Source organism: Luteitalea sp. TBR-22 (assembly GCF_016865485.1).
Taxonomy (GTDB): Bacteria; Acidobacteriota; Vicinamibacteria; order Vicinamibacterales; family Vicinamibacteraceae; genus Luteitalea.
This window is the reverse complement of record NZ_AP024452.1, coordinates 2,979,245-2,999,401: the sequence shown is the minus strand read 5'-3', so window position 1 is coordinate 2,999,401 and position 20,157 is coordinate 2,979,245. Positions and strand designations below refer to the sequence as shown.

The 20,157-nt window shown below is 68.3% G+C and carries 20 protein-coding genes and 1 tRNA gene; 10 read left to right on the top strand and 11 right to left on the bottom strand.

Translation table 11 applies throughout. The features are described from left to right. Position 1 precedes the first annotated feature (1 nt). The 8 genes from TBR22_RS12305 to TBR22_RS12270 are packed head-to-tail and all read right to left on the bottom strand — an operon-like array spanning position 2 to position 7,816. Positions 2-661, bottom strand: a complete 660-nt coding sequence (locus TBR22_RS12305; protein WP_239493284.1) for a cytochrome c biogenesis protein — start codon at positions 659-661, stop codon at positions 2-4. A gap of 1 nt (position 662) precedes the next feature. Next, positions 663-2,186, bottom strand: coding sequence for a heme exporter protein CcmB (locus tag TBR22_RS12300; protein WP_239493283.1), 1,524 nt, complete (start codon positions 2,184-2,186; stop codon positions 663-665). Next, positions 2,187-3,443 (bottom strand): hypothetical protein, encoded by a 1,257-nt coding sequence (locus tag TBR22_RS12295; protein WP_239493282.1) that lies wholly within the window; start codon positions 3,441-3,443, stop codon positions 2,187-2,189. Then, on the bottom strand, positions 3,443-3,991 hold the full coding sequence (locus TBR22_RS12290; protein WP_239493281.1) for a zinc ribbon domain-containing protein: 549 nt from the start codon (positions 3,989-3,991) through the stop codon (positions 3,443-3,445). The genes TBR22_RS12295 and TBR22_RS12290 overlap by 1 nt, the downstream gene beginning before the upstream one ends. After that, on the bottom strand, positions 3,978-6,473 hold the full coding sequence (locus TBR22_RS12285; protein WP_239493280.1) for a cytochrome c-type biogenesis CcmF C-terminal domain-containing protein: 2,496 nt from the start codon (positions 6,471-6,473) through the stop codon (positions 3,978-3,980). Before TBR22_RS12285 ends, TBR22_RS12290 begins: the two co-directional genes overlap by 14 nt. Before the next feature lie 6 nt (positions 6,474-6,479). Beyond that, positions 6,480-6,932 carry a cytochrome c maturation protein CcmE gene (locus tag TBR22_RS12280; RefSeq protein ID WP_239493279.1) on the bottom strand — a complete coding sequence of 151 codons (453 nt, stop codon included), beginning with the start codon at positions 6,930-6,932 and terminating at the stop codon, positions 6,480-6,482. Positions 6,933-6,979: 47 nt separating this feature from the next. After that, positions 6,980-7,543, bottom strand: a complete 564-nt coding sequence (locus TBR22_RS12275; RefSeq protein WP_239493278.1) for a nucleoside triphosphate pyrophosphatase — start codon at positions 7,541-7,543, stop codon at positions 6,980-6,982. Beyond that, entirely contained in the window at positions 7,544-7,816 is a 273-nt protein-coding gene (locus tag TBR22_RS12270; RefSeq protein WP_239493277.1) for a DciA family protein, read from the bottom strand. Between the two features lie 139 nt (positions 7,817-7,955). Here TBR22_RS12270 and TBR22_RS12265 point away from each other — a divergent pair, with 139 nt between their 5' ends. Together TBR22_RS12265 and TBR22_RS12260 are read left to right on the top strand one after the other, a co-directional pair. After that, positions 7,956-9,143 (top strand): acetyl-CoA C-acetyltransferase, encoded by a 1,188-nt coding sequence (locus TBR22_RS12265; protein ID WP_239493276.1) that lies wholly within the window; start codon positions 7,956-7,958, stop codon positions 9,141-9,143. A 38-nt stretch (positions 9,144-9,181) separates the two neighbouring features. Beyond that, positions 9,182-10,036: a 3-hydroxyacyl-CoA dehydrogenase family protein gene (locus TBR22_RS12260; RefSeq protein WP_239493275.1), complete on the top strand. Its 855-nt coding sequence runs from the start codon at positions 9,182-9,184 to the stop codon at positions 10,034-10,036. A 200-nt stretch (positions 10,037-10,236) separates the two neighbouring features. Here the strand turns inward: TBR22_RS12260 and TBR22_RS12255 are convergent, their stop codons facing one another. Next, entirely contained in the window at positions 10,237-10,779 is a 543-nt protein-coding gene (locus tag TBR22_RS12255) for a metal-dependent hydrolase (protein WP_239493274.1), read from the bottom strand. 254 nt (positions 10,780-11,033) lie between these two features. Here TBR22_RS12255 and recA point away from each other — a divergent pair, with 254 nt between their 5' ends. The 3 genes from recA (at position 11,034) to TBR22_RS12240 (ending at position 13,431) form a co-directional block, all read left to right on the top strand. Further along, positions 11,034-12,062 (top strand): recombinase RecA, encoded by a 1,029-nt coding sequence (gene recA, locus TBR22_RS12250; protein WP_239493273.1) that lies wholly within the window; start codon positions 11,034-11,036, stop codon positions 12,060-12,062. A 218-nt stretch (positions 12,063-12,280) separates the two neighbouring features. Continuing rightward, a tRNA-Phe gene (locus tag TBR22_RS12245) sits at positions 12,281-12,356 on the top strand. A gap of 157 nt (positions 12,357-12,513) precedes the next feature. Further along, positions 12,514-13,431, top strand: coding sequence for a hypothetical protein (locus TBR22_RS12240; RefSeq protein WP_239493272.1), 918 nt, complete (start codon positions 12,514-12,516; stop codon positions 13,429-13,431). A gap of 27 nt (positions 13,432-13,458) precedes the next feature. On the opposite strand, the gene TBR22_RS12235 is transcribed toward TBR22_RS12240, so the two are convergent. After that, a complete protein-coding gene (locus TBR22_RS12235) occupies positions 13,459-15,435 on the bottom strand; it encodes a VWA domain-containing protein (protein ID WP_239493271.1) in 1,977 nt (658 codons plus the stop codon). Between the two features lie 320 nt (positions 15,436-15,755). Here TBR22_RS12235 and TBR22_RS12230 point away from each other — a divergent pair, with 320 nt between their 5' ends. Then, positions 15,756-16,196, top strand: coding sequence for a hypothetical protein (locus tag TBR22_RS12230; protein ID WP_239493270.1), 441 nt, complete (start codon positions 15,756-15,758; stop codon positions 16,194-16,196). Between the two features lie 4 nt (positions 16,197-16,200). Beyond that, the gene (locus TBR22_RS12225; RefSeq protein WP_370651463.1) at positions 16,201-17,385 is read left to right on the top strand and encodes a VWA domain-containing protein; all 1,185 of its coding nucleotides are present in this window, start codon (positions 16,201-16,203) and stop codon (positions 17,383-17,385) included. Positions 17,386-17,458: 73 nt separating this feature from the next. On the opposite strand, the gene TBR22_RS12220 is transcribed toward TBR22_RS12225, so the two are convergent. Next, positions 17,459-17,677 (bottom strand): hypothetical protein, encoded by a 219-nt coding sequence (locus TBR22_RS12220; RefSeq protein WP_239493268.1) that lies wholly within the window; start codon positions 17,675-17,677, stop codon positions 17,459-17,461. 123 nt (positions 17,678-17,800) lie between these two features. Between TBR22_RS12220 and TBR22_RS12215 the strand changes: the two genes are divergently transcribed. The 3 genes from TBR22_RS12215 (at position 17,801) to TBR22_RS12205 (ending at position 20,146) form a co-directional block, all read left to right on the top strand. Beyond that, positions 17,801-18,079 (top strand): type II toxin-antitoxin system RelE/ParE family toxin, encoded by a 279-nt coding sequence (locus TBR22_RS12215; protein WP_239493267.1) that lies wholly within the window; start codon positions 17,801-17,803, stop codon positions 18,077-18,079. Between the two features lie 9 nt (positions 18,080-18,088). Next, positions 18,089-18,391, top strand: a complete 303-nt coding sequence (locus TBR22_RS12210; protein ID WP_239493266.1) for a HigA family addiction module antitoxin — start codon at positions 18,089-18,091, stop codon at positions 18,389-18,391. Positions 18,392-18,700: 309 nt separating this feature from the next. Continuing rightward, positions 18,701-20,146: a sulfatase gene (locus TBR22_RS12205; protein WP_239493265.1), complete on the top strand. Its 1,446-nt coding sequence runs from the start codon at positions 18,701-18,703 to the stop codon at positions 20,144-20,146. Positions 20,147-20,157 lie beyond the last annotated feature (11 nt).

Sequence of the window (20,157 nt, the reverse complement as noted above, 5' to 3'; positions counted from 1 at the left end):
CTCAGCCTTCCGCGTCAGCGAGGAGGAGGTCCAGGGCGTCCTGCTGTTCGGCCAGCCGCACGCGCGTGCGCAGCAGCGCGAGGAACAGGAGCAGGAACGCCACCATGCACCAGTAGAACGGGAACTTCATGGCCGGTACCAGCGACGGCACCACCGTCGTCTTGGGATGCAGCGTCCGCCACACGTTGACCGACCAGTAGATGAACGGCACGTTGGCCATGCCGAAGAGCGCCACGCCGGCCGCCAGCTTCTCGGTGCCGGGCCCGCCGAAGCGGCGCAACAGCAGGTAGGCCGAGAACAGCAGCCAGAGGACGAGCGTCGAGGTGAGCCGCGCGTCCCACTGCCACCACACGCCCCACGCCTTGCGCGCCCACAGCGGCCCCGAGATCAGGACCACGATCCCGAACAGCACCGTCAGCTCGGCGGCGGCCTCGGCCAGGCGGTCGCTGCGCGCCCGTCCCCGCACCAGGTACGCGACGCTGGCGAACCCGCACGTGAACGTCGCCAGGAACATCATGATCGCCGCAGGCACGTGGAAGTAGAAGATCTTCTGGACGAGTCCCATCGTGGACTCGTAGGGGGCCTGCGCGATGAAGTACGGCGCGGCCAGGAACATGCCCATGGCGAGCACCAGCATCACGGGCACGCTGCGGTTCAGCATCTCAATTCTCCTTGGCGACCCTGGGCGCGGCTTCGGTCATCAGCGTGCCGAACGTCCACAGGGCGAGGATGGCGAACACCGCGTCAAAGCATACCAAGAGGGGCAGCCACAGCCCGACGATGCCGGGCACGTACGGATCGGCGAGAGCGGCAGCGGTGCCGCGCACGCCACCGATGATCACTGGCACGCTCATCGGATACAGCAGCAGCGGCAGCAGCACGTCGCGGGTCCGCGTCCGGGCCAGCATCGCGGCGAACAGCGTGCCGATGGCTGCATAGCCGGCCGTGCCGGTGGCCAGCAGGCCCGCCACCATCAACGGATGGCGGTCGAGCGGCATCTGGAAGAAGAGCGCCACCAGGGGCAGCAGCACCACCTCCACCGAGAACATCAGCGCCATCAGTCCCAGCCACTTGCCGAGGTACACGGCCGGCCGCGGCGTTGGCGATGCCAGCACCGCCATCAACGTGCCGGCCGACCGTTCCCGTTCGAACGTGCGCGCCATCGCCAGCGTGCCGGCCAGCGCCACCGTGACCCACAGCACGGCGGGACCGGCGTCGGGCACCGGCGTGCCCTCCCGCACGAGGCCGAACGAGAACACCAGCACGCACGCCAGCGCGAAGCACGCCGTGGTCAACAGCCCCTCACGCGAGCGCCATTCGATGCGCAGGTCCTTGGCCAGGAGCACGCCAGCCGCCCGCGCGATGTCGGCCAGCGATGCCTCAGCGGCGCCCGCGCCCACCGAATCGGACTGTCGCATCGTCCCTTCGGCGCTCGGCGTTCGTCGTCCGACGCTCTCCACGCCGGCGTTCCCCTGGACGGTCGGCGTACCGCGTTCCGCGTTCCCCGCATCCACCGCCGCCCGGTACGCGTCAGCGAGCGGCAACGAGCGATCGAGCGGCACGAGCACGCCCTGCCGGATGATCCCCGCCCGGTCGACCAGCGACTCGACGAGCAACAGGTCGTGCGTGGCCAGCACCACCAGTGTCCCGGCGTCGCGCAGCGCGGCGAGCCTGCCCACCATGCGACGCGCGCTCTCGTCGTCGAGGCCCGTGAACGGCTCGTCGAGCAGCAGGACGCGTGGCTGCGGCAACAGGACGCGCTCGAAGGCCAGGCGCTGACGCATGCCGCGCGAGAAGCGCTCCACGAAATCGTCGGCCCGATCGGCCAGGCGCGCCCGCTCGAGCGACGCGTCGACCAGCGCACCCACGTCGGAGAGGCCAGCGAGCCGCGCGAACAGTTCCAGGTTCTCGCGCGCCGTGAGCTCGCCATACAGCTGCGGTTCGTGGCCGAGCACGCCGATCAGGCGGCGGGGAGAGTCGAGGCCATCGGCCAGCGGATACCGTACGGTGCCACGCGACGGCTCGGCGAGCGTCGAAAGCACGCCGAGCAGGGTCGTCTTGCCCGAGCCGTTGGGCCCGAGCAAGCCGAACACCTCGCCCGGATAGCCTTCGAACGTGATGTCGCGCAGCACGCGGCGCCGTCCGAACTGGCGGGCGATCCGCGACGCGACCAGGAGTGGTTCCACCTACGACGCCTGGCGGATGGCTGGCGCTTGCCCCGCGCGGACGCGCTCGGCGTCCAGGAGCGCGTAGACGCCCTCGAGGTCGCGCAACACGGCATCGCGCTCGTCGCGGAGTTCCTCGGTGGCCGGCTCCCCGCCCTGCTCCAGTCGCTGAAGGCGGGCCAGAAGGGTGGTCCGCTGCGCTTCCAGGGCCTTGATCCGCGCGGTGGGGTCCACCGGCACGCGGAACATCACCCACAGCCCGGTGGCGACGACGAGCGCGGCGAGCGTGAGTGCCGTGTACCGCGGCCACACGGGATGGTGGGGCATGCCCTCGACGACCAGGGTCAGCGTCTCGCCAGCCTTCATGCCCGGGCCGGTCCCCGTCCAGTAGGCCTTGCCTTCGACGTCGGCCTGCTGCGACTGCGGCAGCGTCGGCGAGGCCAGCCGCGTGTCGCCGAGCCGGCGCAGGATCACGTTGGTGGCCATGCTCGCGACGGGCAACACGATCGACACCTCGCGACGACCGCCGGTGATCGGCAGTCGATAGGCGACCTGCGCGAGCGTGCGGCCTGGCGCAAACGGGCCTGCCACCACGAGCTTGCGTTCGAAGATGCGGGCGCTGGGTGCCGAGCCCTCGAGCAGGCTCGCCTGTTCGGCATCGGCGGGCAGCGTCACCTCGATCGGCTTGTCGACCGAGACCGGGGCGGCGCCGGCGTTGACGAACTCGAAGATGTGGAAGATCTCGAGCTTCTCCTCGGCGAAGTCGACGATGGTGCGCCACTGGGTGCCGAGCACCACGATGCCAGGGCGGGCAGGCAATGCCGGTGCTCCGGGAGGCGCCGCCGCCCCACTGGCGGGACCGCCAGCGGCGCCGCTCGCGGTGCCGTTGAGACCCGACACGAGAATCACGCGGAGGCCGCCCTTGGCCGGAACCTGGAAGGGCTGCGACGTCAGGGACTCGCCATCGACGGTGACCGTCGCCACCAGCGTCTTGCCGGCCCCGAGGCCAGCGAAGATGGCCCGCCCCGATTCGTCGGTCGGCGCCTTGTCGGTCACGCCATCGCCGCTGACCGAGACCTCCACGCCGACGGCGTTGTTCCCCATCGTCTGCCGCAACACGCGCACCGAGACGGAGCCGTCGGGCAGGTCCTGGCTCGGCAACGCCATGCCATTCATCTGCCGAAGATCTGGCATCTGCTGCGCAGCCGCCGGTCCACTGGCCGTCGACAGGATCAGCAGCGCCACCAACGCCCCCGCGAACACCATCCCTCGTGCCATCACAGCGTTGCTCCGCACGTCTTGCAGAACCGCGCGTCGGCGTCGTTGAGCGTCCGGCACTGCCCGCACTGCTGCGCGCTCACCTTCTTGCCGCCCTTCTGGGTCTTGAGGCCGGCCAGGTCGCTCGCGATGCGCTCGCGCAGTCCCGCCTCGCCAGCGTCGATGCGTTGCATCAGCCCCACGGCGCGCTGCCGCAGTCGGCCGACCATCTCGTCGAAGTCCGGCTCGGCGACCTTGCCCATCGCCTTGTCGAACTCCAGTTCCTTGATGCTGCGCAGCACGAGCTTCTTCTCGCGCTCGAGCGCGATGAGGTGCCGCGTCGATCGGCGGGCGTCGCCGACGACGCGCTCGGGCATCACCAGCGGCAGCAGCGTGCGGTGCAAGGCCGTGGCCGCCAGGGCGGCGGCGACGATGCCGATGCTGAGCAGGACGAGGTGTTCCGGGCGGGTGAAGCGCGGCTCCCGCCAGACGGCAGCCGTCGCCCCCACCAGCCCCAGGACGATGAAGAATTGCCAGGCGCGGGCGCCGCCGGAATCAGTCGAGGTCACGCAGTTCCTCGTCGAGCTTCTGCTGCCAGGCCTCGGCCTGCGTTGCCTCGACGGCGGGAGCCGCCTCCGGTCCATGCCGACGACGACTCCAGCGGAAGGCGGCTGCACCGGCGAAGATCGCGCCGGCCACGCCCACCGCGTAGGGGACCGCCCAGGCCAGGCGGTTGAACCCCTTGTCGATCGGCATGGCCAGGGGCTCCTGGCTGCCGTACTTCTGCACGTAGTAGTCGAGCACCTGCTCGCGCGTGTAGCCCTGCTTCACGAGGCCGGCCAGTTCGACGCGCATTTGCTCGGCGGTGCCGCACGTGCACTCCGAGAGGCGCTGGCGACCGCACGTGCCGCACATGCAGACGATCTGGCCCTGCATCTCGCGCTCGAACGGCGACATCGGCACGACCACCGTGCTCGCGCCCTCGACGTGCCCTTGCGCGTGCACGTGCACCGGGAACGCCGACGCCCCCAACAGCACCAGGAGCAGGAGGACCGTCGTGGACGAGCCCGTCGCGGCCCCCGCGGGCACCTTCACGGCGGCCGTCGCCAGCGCCCGCTCGGGCAGCAACGCGATGAGCGTGCCGATGGCGAGGATGCCGAAGCCGACCCAGATCCAGTTGACCAGCGGGTTGACCACGACGTGGAACGTCGCCGACTGCTGCTGTGCGTCGAAGCCGGCCAGCACGACGTAGAGGTCGTAGCCGATGGACCGCTGGATCGCCACCTCGGTGGTCGGCTCCTCGGTCCGCTTGTTGTAGAACCACTTGGCGGGAGCGATCGGGCCAATCTCCTTGCCGTCGCGGAACGCCACCATGCGCGCGGTGACCATCTGCTTCTGCGCGTCCTGCGTGATCGCAATCCCGTCGTGGCGCACCGAATACGGCCCGACCGTCACCGACTGCCCCGGCTTGAGGAGCAGCTGCTCCTCCTGCTTGAAGCCGTCGCCGGCAAAGCCCAGCGCCATCAGCACGATGCCGAGGTGGACGATGTAGCCGCCGTAGCGGCGCTGGTTGCGCGCCACCAGGCCGATCGCCGACGTGACCAGGTCCGAGCCCGAGTACTGCTGGCGCACCCGCGCGCCGCGCACGAACTCCTGCACGAGGGTCGCGGTCACGAACGCCGACAGCGCGAAGCACGTGCCCGACGACCACACACGGACGCCCAGCGCCACCAACCCGCCGCCGGTCACCACCGCCGCGACCACCGGCCAGAGGAACTGGTACCGGAGGTTGTCGATCGTCGACTTGCGCCAGGCCAGCAGCGGACCGATGCCCGTGAGGGCGAGCAGCGCCAGGCCGATGGGCAGCATCCACTTGTTGAAGAACGGCGGCCCGACCGTCAGCCGCTCGCCGGCCACCGCCTCGCTGAGCGTCGGGAACATCGTCGCGAACAGGACGAAGATGGCCGAGAACAGCAGGATCCAGTTGTTGGCCAGGAACGCCGCCTCACGCGAGATCCAGGAGTCGAGCTCGTGGCGGGCCCGCAGCAGCGGCAGGCGGTAGATCAGCAGGCCGAAGCTCACGACGAGCAGCACCGTCATGAACGCCGTGAACATGAAGGCCAGCTGCTTGTCCTCGCCGAACGCGTGCACCGACTGCACCACGCCGGAGCGGGTCATGAAGGTGCCGAAGATCGTCAGGAAGAACGTCGTGATCACCAGCGTCATGTTCCACACGCGGAGCATGCCGCGACGCTCCTGCACCATCACCGAATGCAGGAAGGCGGTCGCCGTGAACCACGGCAGCAGGCCGGCGTTCTCCACCGGATCCCAGCCCCAGTAGCCGCCCCAGCCGAGTTCCTCGTACGCCCAGATCATCCCGAGCGTGAGGCCGAGCGACAGGAACAGCCAGCTCACCATCGTCCAGCGCCGCACCGCGCGCAACCACGAGTCGTCGAGGTACCCGGTCGCCAGAGCCGCCATGCCGAACGCGAACGGGATCGTCATCCCGACGAAGCCGATGTACAGCGACGGCGGGTGGATGACCATGTAGACGTTCTGCAGGAGCGGGTTGAGCCCCTGCCCGTCCGGCGGGATGTCGGCCAGGTACGTCTCGAACGGGTTGTTGTGCACGACCATCAGGAAGAGGAAGAACATCTCCACGATGGCGATGACCGCCACGACGTACGGAATCAGCTCGCGGTGCGACTCGCGCGAGTTCCGGACCGCGATGGCCCCGAACACCGACAGCAGCAGCACCCAGAACATGATCGAGCCGTCGAGGCCGCCCCAGTACGCCGTCAGCTTGAACAACAGCGGCTGCGCGGCGTCGGAGTACCGATCGACGTACTTGATGGCGTAGCTGTCGGTGACGAAGGCGTACATGATGATCGCCGAGGCCACCGACATGAGGGCCGTCACGAGGTAGAAGGCCCCGATCCCGCTCTCGGTGAGGCGCGTCGACTGGCGCCGCGCGCCCGCGAGGCACGCCGTGGCGGCATAGGCCGCAACCACGAAGCAGGACAGGAGGAGGAACGTGCCGAGCGCTGGCATGGCGCGCTAGTTCGCGGCCGACGTCTGCTTGACGCCTGCGGGATGCGACGCGCCTCCCGGGTTGCCCGGGGAGCCGGCCTCGTACTTGGACGGACACTTCGCCATCACGCCATTGGGTTCCACGACGAACCCCTCCGGCCCGAGCGTCCCCTTCACCACCACCTCCGACCCGTCCTTGAACGTGTCGGGCACGATGCCGGTGTAGTTGGCCCTGACGACCTGTCCGCCGTACGCGACGTCGAAGCGGTAGTCCAGGGAGTCGGGCTTGCGCCGGATGTCGGACGCATGGCCGTGCAGCTGCAGGCGCTTGCCGTACCAGTTGGCCGGCTGGGTCATCACCTCGTTGACGTGCTTGTAGTACTGCGTATCCTCGCTGAGACTCGAGTACAGCATCGCGCTGAACGCCAGTCCCAGGACGAGGGTCGAGATCGCGATCTTGACGGTCTTGGATCCGCTCATGGTTTTGGGGAGGGGCGCGGGTGCACGAATGTCACCCCTCTGGCGGATTATGACGCCGGTTGGACGTACTTCGCCAGAAGTTTCGCCACCTGCGCCACCGGCAGGCCCACCACGTTCGGGTAGGAACCCTCGACACGGGTGACGAAGCGCGAGGCCCGTCCCTGGATGCCGTACGCACCGGCCTTGCCGAGCGGCTCGCCCGAGGCCACGTACCAGGCAATCTCCTCCTCGTCGAGCGGCGCGAACCACACCGTCGTCCGCTCCACGAAGGCCTCCTCACCATCGGCGTGGCGCAGGGTCACCCCGGTGTACACGTCGTGAGCCCGGCCCGAGAGCTGCCGCAGCATCGCCGCTGCCTCGGCGTCGTCTTCCGGCTTGTTCAGGATCACGCCCGCGCACACCACGGTGGTGTCGGCCGCGAGGACGATCTCCCCGGGCCCGCACGCCACGGCTCGCGCCTTTGCGTCCGCCAGCCTGCGGACCAGCGCTTCGCCGGTCTCGTCGGGCAGCGGCGTCTCGTCGACGTCGGTCGCCCGGACTTCGAAGGTGTAGCCGATCGCCGCCAGCAGCGCCGACCGGCGCGGCGACGAGGACGCGAGCACGAGCTTCATCTAGATCACCGAGAAGGTTCGTCCCGCATCGCCGAGCAGCTCGCGGAGCCGCCCCTCGATCACACGCCGATGCAGGTCGAGTTGTTCAGCCACCCGTCCGTCCTTGGCCCGCACGTAGATGACGCCATCGGCCTCACGGATGGGACTGCTCAGGCGCGCCATGGCCCCGCCCACGGCCAGATGCCACGACGCCTCGACCTTGCCCCAGCTGTGGGGTTGGGCGGCAATCAGTTTCATGATGGTGCCGGGCGCCAGTTCCTTGGAGGAGAACACGGCCGCAGCATAGCAGCCCCTGTCCGGGCGCCGTCGCGCCGGAGGCGCAGACCGGCGAGTCTACGAAAACCGACGCCTGCCCCCTCGGCATGGCGGTTCGGGTAGGCTGTACGGAGCCCCTCCCGGGGAGGTCCCCGCCATGCGCCAACGTCAGGCCGTCATCGTCTCCGCCGTTCGCACGCCCACCGGCAAGTTCCTCGGCGGGCTCAAGGATTTCACCGCGCCGCAACTCGGGGCCCTCGTGCTCCGGGAGGCCGTGACACGGGCGGGGCTGGCACCCGACGACATCGACGAGTGCATCCTCGGCAACGTCGTGTCGGCCGGGCTGGGCCAGCATCCGGCACGGCAGGCGGCCCTGACGGCTGGCCTGCCTGCCGAGGTGCCGGCGCTCAACGTGAACATGGTGTGCGGCTCGGGGCTACGTGCCGTCATGCTCGCCGCCCAGGGCATCGCCACAGGTGATCGCGACATCGTCGTTGCCGGCGGCATGGAGTCGATGAGCCAGGCGCCATACCTCCTCCCGCGGGCCCGCGAGGGGTTCCGCATGGGCCACGCGCAGGTGGTCGACAGCATGATCCAGGACGGCCTGTGGTGCGCGGTCGACAACTGGCACATGGGCATGACCGGCGAGGCCGTCGCCGGCAAGTACGGCATCGGCCGCGAGGCGCAGGACGCCTACGCGGTGCGCAGCCACCAGAAGGCGGCCCAGGCGCAGCGCGAGGGCGCCTTCTCGGCCGAGATCCTGCCGGTCACCATTCCGCAGAAGAAGGGTCCGGCCATCGTCGTCGACCGCGACGAGTCGGTGCGCGAGGACACGTCGGTCGAGGCGTTGGCGAAGTTGCGGCCGGCCTTCGATGCCAATGGCACCGTCACGGCCGGCAACGCGCCCGGGGTGAACGACGGCGCCGCCGCCCTGGTGATCGCGGCCGACGACGTGGCCGCCGAGCGCGGGCTCACGGTGCGGGCGCGCATCGTCGCGCAGGCGACCTCCGGCCTCGAGCCGAAGTGGGTGATGATGACCCCGGTGCCGGCCATCCGCACCGTCCTCGAGAAGGCCGACTGGACGATGGACTCGGTCGACCTGTTCGAGATCAACGAGGCGTTCTCGGTGCAGGCAATCGCCGTCACGGGAGAGTTGGGCATCCCCGAGGACAAGGTCAACGTCCACGGCGGCGCGGTGGCGCTCGGCCACCCGATCGGCGCCAGTGGCGCGCGCGTGCTCGTCACGCTGCTGCACGCGCTGGAACGCCGGAACCTCCGACGCGGCGTCGCCGCGTTGTGCCTCGGCGGCGGCAACGGCGTCGCCCTCGCGATCGAACGCCCCTGAGGACGCAGGCGTCGCCCCCGGCCGACGCCGTGACGCACATGACCAACATCCAACTGATAGGCGTGATCGGGTCGGGCACGATGGGCAACGGCATTGCGCAGACGTTCGCGCAGCGCGGGTTCGACGTGCGCCTCGTCGACGTGTCGGCGCCAGCGCTCGACAAGGCGAAGGCGACGATCAGCAAGAGCCTCGGCAAGTTCGTCGAGAAGGGCACGCTGAGCGCCGAGGATCGCGACGCGACGCTGGGGCGCCTCGCCTTCTTCGGCTCCATCGACCACCTCGCCGATGCCGACTACGTGGTCGAGGCGATCGTGGAGCAGCGCGACGCCAAGCGCGAGCTCTTCGCGAAGCTCGATGCGCTGGTGCGCGAAGACGTGGTGTTGGCGACCAACACGTCCTCGATCTCGATCACCGAGATCGCCGCGGCGACGCGTCGGCCCGAGCAGGTGCTCGGGATGCACTTCATGAACCCGGTGCCGTTGATGCAACTGGTCGAGTTGATCCGCGGCCAGGCGACGTCCGATGCGTCGATGGCGCTGGCCGAGGAGCTGTGCCGGCGCCTCGGGAAGACGGGCATCCCGGCGAGCGACTACCCCGGGTTCATCGCCAACCGGATCCTGATGCCGATGATCAACGAGGCGGTCTTCGCGCTGATGGAGGGCGTCGGCACGGCCGAGGCGATCGACTCGGTGATGAAGCTCGGGATGAACCACCCCATGGGGCCCCTCACGCTGGCCGACTTCATCGGCCTCGACGTGTGCGTCGCGATCCTCGACGTGCTGCACCAGGGGCTGGGCGATCCGAAGTACCGCGTCTGTCCCCTGCTCCGCCGGATGGTCGCGGCCGGCCACCTGGGGCGCAAGACGGGGCGCGGCTTCTACCACTACGCGTAGAGCGGGAATCGGGAGTCGGGAGTCGGGAGTCGGAGACAGGAGGTACGGACCGGCGCACGGCCGCTGTCAGAATCCCTCGGCCCTGCCGTCCACACAGCGTGATCACCTGCGCCGCAGGCCAGACGACGGGAGAAGCGCCCGCGGCCCGACGCGCCTCGATTCCCGACTCCCGTCTCCCGACTCCCGTCCGGATGCTCTGCTTACATCCGCTTGCCGGCCACGCGCGTGAGTCGCCAGTAGGCGAAGAAGGCGAGCGGGCCGATGCACAGGACTTCCCTGGCGACGGCGGTGAGGTTGTGCGCAAGGAAGCCCGGCACCCAGTACCGGCGGGAGATGGGCAGGAACAGGTGAAGGTCCGACTGGTAGAAGTCGGGCCGCAGCGGCCACAAGGCCATGACGCCGATCGGCGCCGTCGTGTCGTGGCCGAGCCAGTCGAGCAGGATGTGCGAGGCGTAGGCCAGGCTGGCGGCGATGGCCCAGCGCCACCCGCCGGTCAGGACGCGAGCGACCAGCAGCACCACGACCACGGCGCCGAGGCTGTGCGTGTACATGGAATGCACGCCGAACAGCAGGTCGATGTCGGGCAGCGCCCCGAGCGCGGCGAAGGGCAACATCGCCAGGACCGCGGTATCCACGGGACGCCGCGCGGCCGGCGGATCGAGGTGACGAACGAGGGTGCGGGGACCGGCGGCGAGCACGCCGACCGCCACACCGGCCAGCGCGTGCCCCAGGGGGCTGGGCATCCGGCGACAGTAGCAATCCTGCTCCACCCCGGCAACCTGAAGGGTGCAGATGCTGCGAGCCCTGTCCCCAGTGGCGAAAGTGCTCATCGCCCGCAAGTCACTAGGAACAGGACGCTTAATCACAATCTGTCGACAGACTTTCGCTTGACAGCCGGCTGGCACGCCCCTAGAATGACGAAGGCGTCAGCGAAGCGCCTGCCGCACGGCGGCACGGCTGGCCTGTCTGCCTTTTCCGACCGCAAGGAGTACGAGTGATGCCCGTTGACGACCTGAAGGAACGCGTGCGCGCCATCGAGATGGCCGTGGGCCAAATCGAGAAGCAGTTCGGCAAGGGCTCGATCATGCGGCTCGGGCAGAAGGATGCCGTGGCCATCCCGAGCATCTCGACCGGCTCGATCAGCCTCGATTACGCGCTCGGCGTCGGCGGCGTGCCTCGCGGCCGGGTGATCGAGGTGTTCGGGCCCGAGTCGTCGGGCAAGACGACACTGGCGCTGCAGGTGATTGCCCAGGCGCAGAAGCTGGGCGGCATGGCGGCGTTCGTCGACGCGGAGCATGCGCTCGACGCCTCCTACGCGCAGAAGCTCGGGGTGAACCTCGAGGACCTGCTGGTGTCGCAGCCCGACAACGGTGAGCAGGCCCTCGAGATCGTCGAGGTGCTGGTGCGCTCGGGCAGTGTCGACGTGGTGGTGGTCGACTCGGTGGCGGCGCTGGTGCCGCGCGCTGAGATCGAGGGCGAGATGGGCGACCAGCAGATGGGCTTGCAGGCGCGCCTCATGTCGCAGGCCTTGCGCAAGCTGACCGGCGTGGTGGCCAAGAGCAAGACCTGCCTCATCTTCATCAACCAGCTGCGCGAGAAGATCGGCGTGATGTTCGGCAACCCCGAAACGACGACCGGCGGGCGGGCGCTGAAGTTCTACTCGTCGGTCCGCATCGACATCCGCCGCATCGGCGCCATCAAGGACGGCGACCAGGTCACCGGTGGGCGCACGCGCGTCAAGATCGTGAAGAACAAGGTGGCGCCGCCGTTCCGCGAGGCCGAGTTCGACGTCATGTACGGCGAGGGCATCTCCAAGGAAGGCGACCTGCTCGACCTCGCCGTGGAGCGGAAGATCGTCGACAAGAGCGGCACGTGGTTCTCGTACAGCGGCGAGCGCCTCGGCCAGGGCCGCGAGAACGTGAAGCAGTTCCTGAAGGACAACCCGGCGACGTACCAGGCCATCGACGAGCGGCTCCGCAAGGAGTTGGGCCTCGCGCCGACGACTCCGGAGCCGGTCGCCGGCTGATCTCCGCGCCGCCCGTGCCCGCCCAGCGAAACGCCGGGCGGGGGCGGGGCGTTACAAGAAGTTGGTAGGGTTTGCGGAGGTCCGTCCCGGCGGATTTCCCTGGCCGCCTCCCCTGCCTCACACACTGCATGGAGAGATGGTCGGCTGCGCGCAGCCGACCCTACCCACTCACGCGAGGCTGTGCTATGCTTCGCGGGTTGTTCCGCCCGCTACTTCGTGCCGAGGTAGCTCAGTTGGTAGAGCATACGACTGAAAATCGTAGTGTCGCCAGTTCGATTCTGGCCCTCGGCACCATCTCCCCTCTCCAGTCAGTCACAAAGCCCTAGCGCGGCAGCTCGCCGCCTCCGGGTGTAGGCGTCGGCCTTGGCCGACGCGCGGACGTTCGCGCCGACAGCCTCACGGACGCGATCGGCTACGCTTGCCCTACCGGACGGTCGGCAGGCAGAACTCGATGCGGATCTTCGCCGTGATGTGCCTCGTTGCAGTCGCGGGCGGCACGAGCCTCGTGCCCGCACGCGACAATGCGCGCGCCTCGCAATCGGTCTCCAGCGCGCGTCCCACCACGACCGACCTGCTCCGACTCGCCGGCGAGCAGGTCGTCGCCTTTGGCCGGGATCTCGAGGGCATCGTGGCGCGCGAGGCGTACGTGCAGACGGTGCGGCAGTGGCCCGCCTCCGTTCCAAAGTCGCCTGGCAAGGGTCGCCTGATCGAGGAGCGGCACCTCCGGTCCGACCTGCTGCTGGTCCACGATCCGTCAGTGCCGTGGCAGATTCATCGCGACGTGCTCGCCGTCGACGGCCGCGACCTTGCGGGCCGGGAGGCACGCCTGCGTCAGCTGTTCTCGGCACCAGCGGCCGACGTGCGCGCACTGCTGCTGGCGATCGTCGAGGACAGCGCCCGCCACAACCTCGGACACATCGAGCGCAACATCAACATCCCGACGTTCCCGATGGTCGTCCTGCACCCTGAGAATCAGTGGCGGTTCGAGTTCCGCGACCGCGGCATGGTCGCCGAAAGTGGTCGCGCGGCTCGCCGGATCTCCTTCAGCGAGCGAGGGCGTCTGCGCGTCATCCGCGACCGCAACGGCCGGGATGTGCGGACCGAAGGCAGTTTCGTGCTGGACGGCGTCACCGGCGAGTTGCTGCGAGCCACCATGGAGCCGCGCGCCGCCGACCTCTATACCCATCTCGAGGTCACATTCGGCGCCGTCGATGGCGTGCCCCGCCGGGTGCCCGTGCAGATGTGGGAGTGGTACTGGCAGCAGGGCTCGCTGCGCGATCGGTATGTCGAGGGGCTGGCGACGTATGACTCATTCCGAAGGTTCACGACGGAAGTCGGTAGCCCTCGCGTTGTCGGCCCGCCTGACTGAGCAGCCCGAACCCGAGATCTACCAGCCTCAGGGTGCCACCGTCAGCCGAAGTTCCCGGAGCCAGCGGTTGCCCTGTGAATCGCCGCTCACCTGCAGCGTGTACGAGCCGTCCTGCAGCGATCCTGTCGGGATGCGAAATACCTGGGTACCAGGTCCGGCGCCCGCGTCGACCGGCATGGCCGCCTGGAGCGGCGCGTCACCGGCACGGCTCAGGCTGATTGTCAGCTGCCCCGGAGTCGCTTGACCGTCGAGAGGCACCGCGACGATGAGCTCCGGCTGCTGCGCTCGACTCACGCGAGTTCCGGCCAGGGGCTCGACGAGGTGCCCGCTGCGGGTCAGGAACGGATGGCCCTCTGCGACGTCCCCGCTCTTTATCGGAACCACCCTGCTGGCAAGGAACACGTCCCCGGCTGAGAACTTCGAAACGGCCGGCATGTCGAGGGACTTCACCCGCACGCTGCTGCGCCGGCCTGCTTCGTCATGGACGGCGCTCTCGACCGTGTACGGTCCCGGCGAAAGCACAGCCGCACACAGAAAGCGCAGTCGGGGTTGCTGCCCATTTCTGAGGGACAATGCCCCGTCCAGCACGTAGCGTTGCGCGAACGTCTGGATGACATCGCCGTTGAGCGCCCGCACGCGCGCCACCACGACGGCGACGCGTGAAGGTGTGGGTGCGCCAGCCGATGCCGTCAGGTGCTCGATGGGCACATCGACGACGATGGCAGCACGCCCGCCGTCATTCGACGGGACTCGAACAACATCCAGCATCGACGGAAACGCATTGGGAAGCGGTGACGCTTCCAAGGCCAGGACGGCCGGATCGCCGCGGGACAGCCACGGCTTCGAGGACTCGACGCGAGAAGCCACGAAGCCACGTCTGGCGGAAACCGACGTGCCGCGCCGGCGCACCTGTACCTTGAGTGGCCTGAATGTGCCATCCAGCGTCGGGTTCGTCGACGCGTACGTCAGGAGGTAATGATGACGGCGGTCGTCCTGCATCCGCCGGAGCACGACGTCGAAATCATTCCGATTTCGTACGAAGGTTCCGCCAGTGTCCTGAGCTAGCCGGCTCAATCCGGCGGTCTGGTCGAAGGACCGAGCATTCGTGTCCGGTCCTTCACCGCGGTCGAGTCCGCTTATCGCGGAGCACACGCTCACGCTCGGATCGCAATCGAGCATGGTCTTCGCCGCAGACTGAATCTGCTGGCTGGCGCGGTACTCATCACTGACAGTGGTCAGACCTGCACTGTTGATGATGTAGAAGCTGACGTTCGCCCGGTTCGCTTCGGCGATGAGTCGCTCGAAATCACCTTCGAGGTCCCGGGTCAGCAGCAGTCCTTCGGAGAAGAGCACCACGCTCTTTCGACCTGGCGGATCGGCCATTGCCTTGACCAGCAGCCTCAGGCCGCCAAGAGCCGCATAACCGGCTTGTACCCTCTCCAACTGCAGGAACTGCGTGGCGTCGTTGGCACCTGCGGGCGCAGGAAGGCCCGCCGCCTGGCGCAGCGCTCTCTCCGCGTCGTCCTCGGAACTCGCAACTCTGAAGCTGTACTCCCAGTTCGCACGCCTGCGCACGCTGTCGAGGGCTCGCACCAGAGACGGCTTCTGCCCCGTGAAGTCCTGGGCGACCTGCAACCGCGGGTCGAGCACGAAGATCCCCGTAGGTGGTAGGTCCGCGCCGAGAGCTTCGATGTGGGCGAGACTGGCGGCGTAGGCGAGCTGCCGAGGCTGAGGCGCGAGCCGATCGAACACAATGGCCGTGGGCAGTGCTCTGCGGTTGATTGCACCAGTGTTCGGACCGATCAACTGACTTGCAGACGCCGTAGTCGACACTGCGGCACTGTTCACACCCGCCTCGGGGAAACTCGCGCCCTGGCCAACCGCGGGCGCCTCGAAAGATAGGACCGACTGAAGCGCTCCATTCTCGCGAACCTCGAAATCCTGCCTTGCAAGGTCGAGGACAGGACGCCCTCGCGAATCACGGACGACGACGTCCACGGTCACCACAAGGGTTCCCTGCCGGAACGTTGGCTGGTCAGGTGCGGACTGCCCGTCACTGGCTGCAGGTTGCGCACAGAAACAGAGCAGAACAGCGACGGTCAGAACGCGAACGAATAACATCTGCGGCGCTCCTGGCCTCATCTCTGTGGCTGTTCGAGGAGTCTACCTTCTTCTGATGGCCGCGGTTCTACCGATATCTGCCTGACCTCGGCAGTAGCGAACATCGGCTGCATGCGCGTCCACGTCGAGAGCGCCTTGGATCCTCGGGCTACAATTGCCGGGAATTCCCAAGCTTCTTCGTCAGGTTCAGAGAGAGGTTCTGCATGATTGGCAGTCTCATGTACGGCTGCGTGATCGGCCTCGGTTTCTTTCTCGCGACGAAGGTGGCGCCCCAGCCGACCGGGTCGGTGATCTGGTGGAGCGCCCTGACGATTCAGCTCGGCATCGGCGCGAGGTTGTGCTGGCGGAGGACCGGCCTGCCGTTCGTCACTGCGGCCATGGCGATCGCCGCTGCCAGCTGTGCGCTCCTGGCAACGCTGGCCGCTGCCGGCATGGTCTACCCGGACCTCCCTGCCGCGTGGTGGCCTCTCATTGGTGCCAGCATGGTCGCCAGCCCTTCCTTGGCACTGGTCGAGTCACGAGTGAACCGAGCCAAGTGGGATCGATGGCGAGTGTCCTCGCAGCGGTGCAGCCTGTGGGACATCCTGCGGGGACGGCACATTCCGAATCTCCGTCAGGCGTCTGAGGTCGCGGCGAGGCGCTGAGGTCATGCCCAGGCCATGGCGCGCCCCCTGCTGGCGAGGAATGCGCTGCGAGGCCGTCCTCGCTGCCGCGCTCGTCGCCTCCGCTGCTGCCGAGCCTGCCATGCGGCGCCCTGCCGGCGTGGCGTTCATCCACCGGCATCCCTTCCGAGCGACTCAACCCACCTTCAATGCGAAGGTCACGAGGATCGTCCTCGACGTAGTCGTGCGCGGACGAGACCACAAACCGATCCCCGACCTGGAGGCGAAGGACTTCGAGGTACTCGAAGACGGGCGCGCTCGACCGCTGAGCAGCTTCGAGGAAGTGCGAATGCCTGCATCGATCGCGGGTCCGCGAACGAACGTGGGGCCGGAGCTGCAGGCAGGTGTTCCCGCGTCCGTCGACGTGCCGACGGTGGCCGTCATCTTCGAGGAACTTGGCCCCGAGGCACGACGGCTCGCCCGCCAGGCCGCTGTCTCGCTCGTCAACGGTGCGTCTCCAATCCGCGCCGGCGTCTTCGTGCTCCGGAATGGCCTGGAGCAGGTGCACCCCCTCACACTGGACCGTGACGCCCTGCGACGTGCGATCGATGCCGCCGCCGAGCGCCCGGGTTGCCCGGTGTTCGAGTCGCACCTGGGTCATCGTCAGGCACAGATGACGGCCTGCTCGCCGGCCGGCGAGTCACAGATGCATCGGCAACGTGGGGTCAACACCTTCGCGGGACTGACGGCCGTCGTCGACGCGCTCGCGGGCTTCCGCGGAAGAAAGTCGGTGGCGTTGTTCTCCGAGGGACTCGACCTGACCAGCGGCGCTCGGGGGCAGTTCGGCGATGACCGACGGAGCCGGTTCGAGGCCCTGATCGCCCGGGCCAGCGAAGCCAACGTGGCGTTCTACACGTTCGACGCGGCCGGTCTGCGCCTGCACACCACGGCGACTGGACAGCTGATGGAGGAGCCCCGCGCGGGCCTGTCCCTGTTGGCCCGAGAGACGGGTGGCGCCTTCGCCGACGGCAGCAACGGCCTGCGGCCCGCGGTCGCCCGGATGTGGGCCGACATGCAGCACTACTACCTGCTGTCGTTCGACTCCGATCGCGATGTCACCGGCAGTTCGGTACGGGTGCGGGTGCGCGTGAAGGTCCGTGGAGCCACCGTGCTCGTTCGTGATCGGTACGGCCGAGCCCCTGCCGGAGCCCAGCCCGGCTCCGTCCCGTAGCCCTTGCGGACCCCGGCGTCGCACGCCTAGGGTGTCCGGAGTCCCTTGGCCACCAGGGCGGCGACCACGACGATCACGAGATGAGCGCGAACACGTCCTCGTCCGTGTAGATGCCCTGGGCTCGCGCTTGCGGGACGAGTTCTGCCCGCGCGGCGGTAAGGCCGTCCAATGGTTCATCCTGATCCAAGGCCCGAAGGAACAACTCGCTCACCGTGAGGTGCTGGGCCTTCGCGCGTCGTTCCAAGCGCCGGCGCATGCCCCTCTGGACCCGAACGGTCAGCATTTCGTCCATGTGTGCGACCGTGCATACCGGGACGATCTGGGTCAATTGCCGGCGACACTCAGCGTGGCGGACCGCGTGTTGCGGGACGAGCATCAGCTTGACCCGTTACGTCACGCGTAATACCCTAACCCAGTGATTCGTTCCTTCCGGGACAAGGACGTGGAACTGCTGTTCAGCGACGTCCCGGTGAGGCGCTTCAGGGCCATCGAGCGACCTGCGCGGCGAAAGTTGTTGTACCTGCACCGCGCCCGCACCCTTGAAGACCTGAAGGTGCCGCCGGGGAACCATCTGGAGGCCCTCAAGGGAGACCACCGGGGGCAGCACAGCATCCGGATCAACGATCAGTGGCGCGTGTGCCTCACGTGGACGGACGGCGATGCACACGACGTCGAGATCGTGGATTACCACTGAGAGGCAGCCATGAAGACCACCAAGATGCTTGAACCGATTCCGCCGGGCGAGATTCTGATGGAAGAGTTCATGCGGCCGCTGGGCATCAGCATCAATGCGCTTGCCCGAGACCTGGCGGTACCGCCCAACCGCATCAGCGGCATCATCAACGGCACGCGGGCGATCACGGCGGACACGGCGCTCCGGCTCGGCAAGTACTTCGGCGTGTCTCCGGAGCTCTGGCTCGACCTGCAGTCGGACTTCGAGCTGCGCGTCGCGCGTCAGACCGTTTGGCCCATCGTGGCGGCGTCCGTGAAGACCAGGGTGGCGTGAGCCGAGCCGAGTGTCTGCTCCAATCGCGCTCTGAACCGACCCCGTGTCGAGACGGTCGTCTCGACAGTCGAAACGACAGTCATTCCGCACCGGTCGAAGCCGTATGTCGACAATGAATGACGCCTTTTCTTAGCCAGTTCGATTCTGGCCCTCGGCACCATTCCTTCCCCGTTCAATTCAGGCAGTTCAGGGTCCCCCTCCTGAGAGTCGGGTCCGCGCCGCGCGTGCGCGCCCCCGGCGCGCCGGGTTCATGGCGCGCATCCACGAATTGGCGCTTGGCGGCAGTCTCCGGCACAATCGCCCATCCCCATGACCGTCGGCCTTTCCCGCTTCGCGCTCACCTGCGCGGCCGCAGCGCTCGTCGTCGTGACCGCGCCAGGCACGCCGCACGCTGCCGCAACGCAATCCGCGCCACCGTGGAACGTGCTGCTGATCACCAATGACGAGCAGCGGCACGACGCGCTCGGCGCGGCCGGCAACCCGGTGATCAGGACGCCGAACATGGACCGCCTGGCACGCGAGGGCGTGCTGTTCGAGCGGAACTTCGTCCAGAGTCCGCAATGCGTGCCTTCGCGGTCCGCCATGCACACCGGTCGCTACCCGCATGTGACGCGCACGATGACCAACCAGCACGAGCTCCCCGAGGACGAGGAGACGCTGGCCGACATCCTCGACGCGCGCGGGTACGCCACGGCCGCGATCGGTGACGAACCCTTCGCGCCGACCAACGCCATGGGCGGCTTCCGGCAGTTCTACGCCACCGATCCGGACTGGCTGGCGTTGCTCGACGCCAAAGGCTGGGGACCGCGCGCCGCGGAGCACCGCGCTCGTGCACGCCGCGGTTTCCAGAACCTGCCCGCGCCATGGCCGGAGGAACTCGACGAGACGACCTACTTCGCGGGCAAGGCCATCGAGTACATCACCGGGCGCCGCGACCGCCCGTTCTTCCTGCACGTGAACTTCCGGCGGCCGCACTTCCCTTTCGACCCGCCCGCGCCATATGACCGCATGTACGCAGGCGCCTCGTTCCCGGCGTCGCACAGCCGCCCCGGCGAGATGGACGGCAAGCCGCCGTCGCACGCGCAGGCGCTGGCCGACACGGGCGGCGCGGACCTCCGCACGATGACCGCCGCCGATCTCGAGCAGATCAAGAGCTACTACTACGGGATGGTGTCGCTGAACGACACGCACATCGGGCGCATCCTGGACACGCTCGAGGCGCTCGGGCTCGCGTCACGAACCATCGTGATCGTGACGGCCGACCACGGCGAGATGCTCGGCGACCACGGCCTGCTGTTCAAGGCCGGGTACATGTACGACGAGGTGGTCCGCACGCCGCTGCTGATGCGCGCCCCCGGAAAGCTCCCCGCCGGGCGGCGCGTCACGACGCTGACCGAAGCCATCGACATCATGCCGACCGTCCTCGAGCTCCTGGAGATGGCGCCCTCGCCACGCATCCAGGGGCGCAGCCTGCTGCCGCAGGTTGCAGGAACGTCGGCCAGCCGCGACGCCGTCTACGCGGAGTTCCCCGCCACGAAGATGATCCGCACCGACGACTGGAAGCTGGTGCACTACGTCGGCCAGCCGCTCGGCGAACTGTACGACCTCCGGCAGGACCCGAACGAACTGCACAACCTGTTCGCCGACGAGGCGCACCGAGAGATCAAGGCGCAGCTGCTGGCGCGGCTCCTGGACTGGATGGTGCGCACTGCCGACCCGGCGTTGCCGCCGCGCCCGGGCACGAGGGCCGACTAGCCGGGTTCGAT

What these genes read in the sequence shown, in the direction of transcription:
- TBR22_RS12210 (WP_239493266.1), top strand. Translation starts at nt 18,089, where the DNA reads ATGAAGACCACCAAGATGCTTGAACCGATTCCGCCGGGCGAGATTCTG.
- TBR22_RS12205 (WP_239493265.1), top strand. Translation starts at nt 18,701, where the DNA reads ATGACCGTCGGCCTTTCCCGCTTCGCGCTCACCTGCGCGGCCGCAGCG.
- TBR22_RS12260 (WP_239493275.1), top strand. Translation starts at nt 9,182, where the DNA reads ATGACCAACATCCAACTGATAGGCGTGATCGGGTCGGGCACGATGGGC.
- TBR22_RS12230 (WP_239493270.1), top strand. Translation starts at nt 15,756, where the DNA reads ATGATTGGCAGTCTCATGTACGGCTGCGTGATCGGCCTCGGTTTCTTT.
- TBR22_RS12225 (WP_370651463.1), top strand. Translation starts at nt 16,201, where the DNA reads ATGCCCAGGCCATGGCGCGCCCCCTGCTGGCGAGGAATGCGCTGCGAG.
- recA (WP_239493273.1), top strand. Translation starts at nt 11,034, where the DNA reads ATGCCCGTTGACGACCTGAAGGAACGCGTGCGCGCCATCGAGATGGCC.
- TBR22_RS12305 (WP_239493284.1), bottom strand. Translation starts at nt 661, where the DNA reads ATGCTGAACCGCAGCGTGCCCGTGATGCTGGTGCTCGCCATGGGCATG.
- TBR22_RS12295 (WP_239493282.1), bottom strand. Translation starts at nt 3,443, where the DNA reads ATGGCACGAGGGATGGTGTTCGCGGGGGCGTTGGTGGCGCTGCTGATC.
- TBR22_RS12220 (WP_239493268.1), bottom strand. Translation starts at nt 17,677, where the DNA reads ATGGACGAAATGCTGACCGTTCGGGTCCAGAGGGGCATGCGCCGGCGC.
- TBR22_RS12255 (WP_239493274.1), bottom strand. Translation starts at nt 10,779, where the DNA reads ATGCCCAGCCCCCTGGGGCACGCGCTGGCCGGTGTGGCGGTCGGCGTG.
- TBR22_RS12265 (WP_239493276.1), top strand. Translation starts at nt 7,956, where the DNA reads ATGCGCCAACGTCAGGCCGTCATCGTCTCCGCCGTTCGCACGCCCACC.
- TBR22_RS12240 (WP_239493272.1), top strand. Translation starts at nt 12,514, where the DNA reads ATGCGGATCTTCGCCGTGATGTGCCTCGTTGCAGTCGCGGGCGGCACG.
- TBR22_RS12285 (WP_239493280.1), bottom strand. Translation starts at nt 6,473, where the DNA reads ATGCCAGCGCTCGGCACGTTCCTCCTCCTGTCCTGCTTCGTGGTTGCG.
- TBR22_RS12275 (WP_239493278.1), bottom strand. Translation starts at nt 7,543, where the DNA reads ATGAAGCTCGTGCTCGCGTCCTCGTCGCCGCGCCGGTCGGCGCTGCTG.
- TBR22_RS12280 (WP_239493279.1), bottom strand. Translation starts at nt 6,932, where the DNA reads ATGAGCGGATCCAAGACCGTCAAGATCGCGATCTCGACCCTCGTCCTG.